Annotated in this window: 4 protein-coding genes and 1 pseudogene; 2 read left to right on the top strand and 3 right to left on the bottom strand. The window is 72.2% G+C overall.

The window, feature by feature from the left end; all coding sequences use genetic code 11:
• A partial coding sequence (locus GT354_RS37215) for a tetratricopeptide repeat protein (protein WP_161360806.1) occupies nucleotides 1-1715 on the bottom strand: 1715 nt, incomplete at its 3' end.
• A 563-nt stretch (nucleotides 1716-2278) separates the two neighbouring features.
• On the opposite strand from GT354_RS37215, the gene GT354_RS37210 reads away from it, so the two are divergent.
• Complete coding sequence (locus GT354_RS37210) at nucleotides 2279-2842, top strand: hypothetical protein (RefSeq protein ID WP_202512717.1); 564 nt, start codon at nucleotides 2279-2281, stop codon at nucleotides 2840-2842.
• Nucleotides 2843-2872: 30 nt separating this feature from the next.
• Here the strand turns inward: GT354_RS37210 and GT354_RS37205 are convergent, their stop codons facing one another.
• Nucleotides 2873-3832 (bottom strand): LysR family transcriptional regulator, encoded by a 960-nt coding sequence (locus tag GT354_RS37205; protein WP_161360805.1) that lies wholly within the window; start codon nucleotides 3830-3832, stop codon nucleotides 2873-2875.
• A 5-nt stretch (nucleotides 3833-3837) separates the two neighbouring features.
• Entirely contained in the window at nucleotides 3838-4002 is a 165-nt protein-coding gene (locus GT354_RS37200) for a hypothetical protein (protein WP_161360804.1), read from the bottom strand.
• A gap of 39 nt (nucleotides 4003-4041) precedes the next feature.
• Here GT354_RS37200 and GT354_RS37195 point away from each other — a divergent pair.
• Nucleotides 4042-4413: pseudogene (locus GT354_RS37195) on the top strand (alcohol dehydrogenase); the annotation flags it as partial.

Genomic DNA, 4413 nt, shown 5'->3' with positions numbered 1-4413 from the left:
ACCAGGCCCGCCCCGAAGCGGGCCGGCGCGTACTCCGGATCGATCCGACTCGCGGCGGCGAACTCGCGCTCCGCCAGCGCCCATTCGTTTTCCGCCACGGCCAGGCAACCACGCGCGTAGTGGGTGCGCACGTCGCGCGGCGCGGCCTCGATCGCCGCATCGGCGTCGGCCCGCGCGGCGCCCAGGTCGCCCTCTTCGCGGTAGGCGATGCCGCGGAAGAGCAATGCCTCGGCGGCCAGCGGGGAATCCTCGTCGGCCCGGTCGAGCACGCGCCAAAACGACGTGATCGCGTCGGCGTGCAGGCCGGCGCGCAACCGGGCGCACCCGTGCCGGTGGTGCACCTGCGCACTGTCCTCGCCCGCCGCGATCGCGTCCGCGAACGCCGTGTCGGCCGCGGCCGGATCGTCGGCCGCGCTGTACGCGCGCCCCAACAACTCGTGCTGCGCGGCATTGCGGTCGCGGACCGCCGCGAGGTGGCCGGCGGCTCGCTCGGGATCGCCCGACTCGAACAGCGCGCGGCCGAGGCCGAAGCGGCCCCGGGCATCGTCGGGGCTGAGTGCGACCACGCGCTCGAAGCACGGCTTGGCGGCGGCGAAATCGCCGTCCTCGTCGTGCAGCGTGCCCAACATCAGGTTGGCCCGCACGTGCCTGGGGTCGACCGCCAGGACGCGGCCCAGGGCGGTGAACGCGCCCGCCCGCTCACCCTGGGCGAGCGTCAGTTCGACGTACTCCACCTGTACCTCGGGCGAGCGGGGCAGCAGCTCGGCGGCCTTGGCGAGGGGTTGGAGCGCCGCCCGGTCGTGGCCGAGCGCGTGCCGGGCGCGGCCCAGGCCCAACCACGCCTGCGCGTGGTGGGGAGCCAGTACGCACGTGCGACTCAACAGGCCGACCGCCGCCTCCAGGGCCACGCGGCGGGACGCCGTGTCGCCGGGGGTGCGGCGCAGATGGGTCAGCGCCATCGCGTACAGCACCTCGGGCCGCTCCGGCTCGATGGTCAGCGAGCGCTCGAACGCGGCCAGCGCGTCCTCGGCGCGGCCGGCGTCGCGATACAGCCGGCCCAGCTCGTATCCCGTCGCGGCCCGCGGGAGCAGGGCCTCCGCGCGCTCGAACGCCGCGGTGGCCTCGCGGGCACGGCCCAACTCGCGCAGCGCGCACGCGCGGCCGAAGATCGCCCACTCGATCCGGGGCGCGCCCGCTTCGATGCGGGCGGCCAACTGCTCGACGGCGGCGACCTCGGCCTTCTTCAGACCGGAGGTGACCGTACAACGGCCTTCCAGGAACTCGTGCGCGACATGGTCGGGATCGGTATCGGTACGCACGACGAGGTCGACGCACACGGAAAGGTCGAGCGGATCCGGCGCGGCACGGCGGGCGGCGTCGGCCGCGACCAGTTCCAGTGCCGAGGCGGGCAGGACGGTGAGAGTGAAGGCTTCCCGAAAGGCGGCGATGGCGTCGGCGGAGCGACCCTGACGGCTCGCGATCTCGCCCACCCCGACGAGGGCTCGGCCGCGGGCCTCGGTGATGTCGGGGCCTTCATCCGGGGCGGACTCGGCGCCGGCTTTCTCCAGCGACTCGGCGACCCGGCGGTAGGCGCGATCGGCCGCGTCGAGCCGGCCGGAGTTGTGCGCGGCCTCGGCCTTGGCGAGCAAAGGCGCGCTGCGGGCGGCCGCGGAGGAGGGTCTACGACGTTTTCCGAACCACATCAGGACGGCCACCAGGACATGAAGGCCGCGACGGCGGCGAGAAGCGTGACCGTCATCGCACGGCCCGCGGGGCATGCCGAACATCGTCGATCAACGGGTCCCCCGACCGTTCATCATCCCAGTCTCGAAAGCGGCCTCGAATGCGGCCCCGGGTGACGACTTCGAGAAGACGTCATCGGGACTGTTCTGCGAGCCGGCCGGAAATCACCGAACCTCAGGCAATCGAGCATTCATGCTAGAACACCGATCGTCCGACATTCAGCCCGTTACCGGGCTCGGATCGAGAAAACTCACCCGGTGTGGGTGACGGCGATGCCTCGATGTGGGTGACGGGGATGCTTCGCGTGTGGGTGACGGGGACGCTTCGGTGACGGTGGGGCCCCGGCGCGGGTGATGCTTCGCGTGTGGGTGACGCTCCGGGTGTGGGTGACGGTGGGGCCCGGGGCGGGTGATGCTCCGCGTGTGGGTGACGCTCGGGTGTGGGTGATGGCGACGCCTCGGTTGCCATGAGTGACGGAGACGCCTCGGCCGTGGGTGACGGCGACGCTCGGGGCCGCGGACTACGCTCGGTTGCCATGAGCACCACACCGCCCCCGGCCCATCCGACCGACCAGGACATGCGCGCGGCGCAGGAGCGGACCGGGGCCGAGATCGCGCCCGGCCTGACCGGGGCCGAACTCGACGAGGTGGAGCGCGACTACGGGATCCGCTTCGCCGCCGACCACCGCTTGTTCCTGTCGGTGGGGCTGCCGACGGGCGGCAGTTGGCCCGATTGGCGCGACGGGAACGCCCGAAACCTGCGGACCCGGTTGGCGTGGCCGGTCGACGGGGTGCTGTTCGACGTCGAGAACAACGCCTTCTGGCCGGCGGATTGGGGCCCGCGCCCCGCACAGCTCAAGCACGCGATCAGGTCGGCCCGGTATCAGCTGGCGAAGGTGCCGCAGCTGATCCCGGTCTACGGGCATCGCTACCTGCCGGGGGTGGCGGGCCAGTGGGGGCATCCGGTCTTGTCGATCATGCAGACGGACGTGGTGTGCTACGGAGTCGATCTCGTGGACTGGGTAGCGGTGGAATTCGGCGGTGCTACCCGGCGGGACGCGGTCTCGACGGTCGGGTTCTGGAGCGACTTGACCGGATAGCGGTGGAATGTGCCCGAGTGAAGCCGAACTTCAGCGTGCCGCGGCCGTGATCTCCGTGTCCGGCAACCAGTCCCGGACCGGGTCGTGGTCGAGCCAGCGGCGCCGCGCGCCCACTCGACCGAATTCGCGCAGCAGTGCGTCGAGTTGTGGGTGTGGACGATCCGCGCGCCAGATCAGGGACCACGCGTAGAGCGGGGTCGGCTCGACGAGCGGGACGGACCGTACCACCGACCCCTCCGGCAGGGGACTGTCGGCCGGAAGCAACGAGAAGCACGTCGGATCCGTGCTCAGGTGGTTCACGAAGTGCTCCAGGCCCAGGTTCGGCCCGGCAGACCACGCGCCGATCCCGAACGCGTCGGCGAACCGCTTGAAGAAGTCGAGCCGACTCACGGCCGCCGGACACCACAGCACCCCGCCGCGCAGGTCGCTCGGCCGCAGCCGATCTGCGTGCGCGAGCGGGTGGCCGACCCCCATCACCACGTCGATCGGTTCGAGCCGCACGAGCCGATGGGTGAGCGCGGACAGATCCCGATCCGGCAGCGGATGCACCCGACCGAACCCCGCGTCCACGTCGCCGCGCAGGATCCCCGCGACCACCGACGGCAGGTCGCGGCCCGCGCCGGGTTCGAGGTCGAGCGTGGGCGCCGCCGCGATCACCTCGGCCACCGTGCGCATCGGCGCGTACAGGTGCCCCCACACGTCCACCCGCAGCGCGGAGCGCGTACCCCGTACCGACCCGACGGCCAGGTCTCCGGCGGCCAGCACGCGGCGGGCGGGTTCGAGGAAGCGCTCACCGGCGTCGGTGAGGGTGACCCGCGAGGCGCCCTTGCCGGCGCGGTCGAACAGGGTCGCGCCGAGGTCGGCCTCCAGGCGCGCGATCCGCTTGGACAACGCCTGCTGAGTGATCGTCAGCTGCTCGGCGGCCCGACCGAAATGCCGCAGATCGGCCACCGCGACAAACGCGCGGACCCGAGCGAGGTCGAGATCCATGCCGCTCACCATAGGCGACAACCAAAGGTTGTCGGGATCGACGGCCGGTTGTTGGATCCTCTCCGCTCGTACGCGCTCTCCTTGAACCCGTCACCGGACGGGAGCCGCCCGGCCGGGTCGATCGCATCGGGCGCGCTGGACGCACTGATCACGTCGATCACGTCGATCACGTCGAACGCGTCGCACATCGAACGAAGAGGTGACAGGTCGTGAAAGCGTTGGTGTCCACCGGTCGGACCGACTCTTGGGTCGCGTTCGCGGACGCGCCGCAGCCGCGGCCCCGCCCGAACGAGGCATTGGTCAAGGTCGAGGCGTTCTCGCTCAATCGCGGCGAGACCTTCCGGCTGGAGCGACCCGCTCCGGCTCCAGGGGCGACCCCGGGCCCGGACGAGCGCCCGGGCAAGGACGTCGCGGGCCTGGTCGTCCAGGCGGCGGCCGACGGCACCGGCCCGGCCGTGTGTACCCGAGTCGTGGGCCACCCGATGGCCGGCGGCTGGGCCGAGTACGTCGCGGTGCCCACGGACGCGCTCGCCCCGCTGCCCGAGACGGTGCCGGCGGTATGCGCCGCGGCGCTGCCGCTC

It is taken from the genome of Streptomyces sp. SID3343 (genome assembly GCF_009865215.1).
In the GTDB taxonomy this organism is placed as follows: domain Bacteria; phylum Actinomycetota; class Actinomycetes; order Streptomycetales; family Streptomycetaceae; genus Embleya.
This window is presented reverse-complemented; position numbering and strand designations above follow the sequence as displayed.

Bases quoted from the DNA above. Each gene is read 5' to 3' on its own strand.
- GT354_RS37205 (WP_161360805.1), bottom strand. From the start codon at position 3,832: ATGGATCTCGACCTCGCTCGGGTCCGCGCGTTTGTCGCGGTGGCCGAT.
- GT354_RS37210 (WP_202512717.1), top strand. From the start codon at position 2,279: ATGAGCACCACACCGCCCCCGGCCCATCCGACCGACCAGGACATGCGC.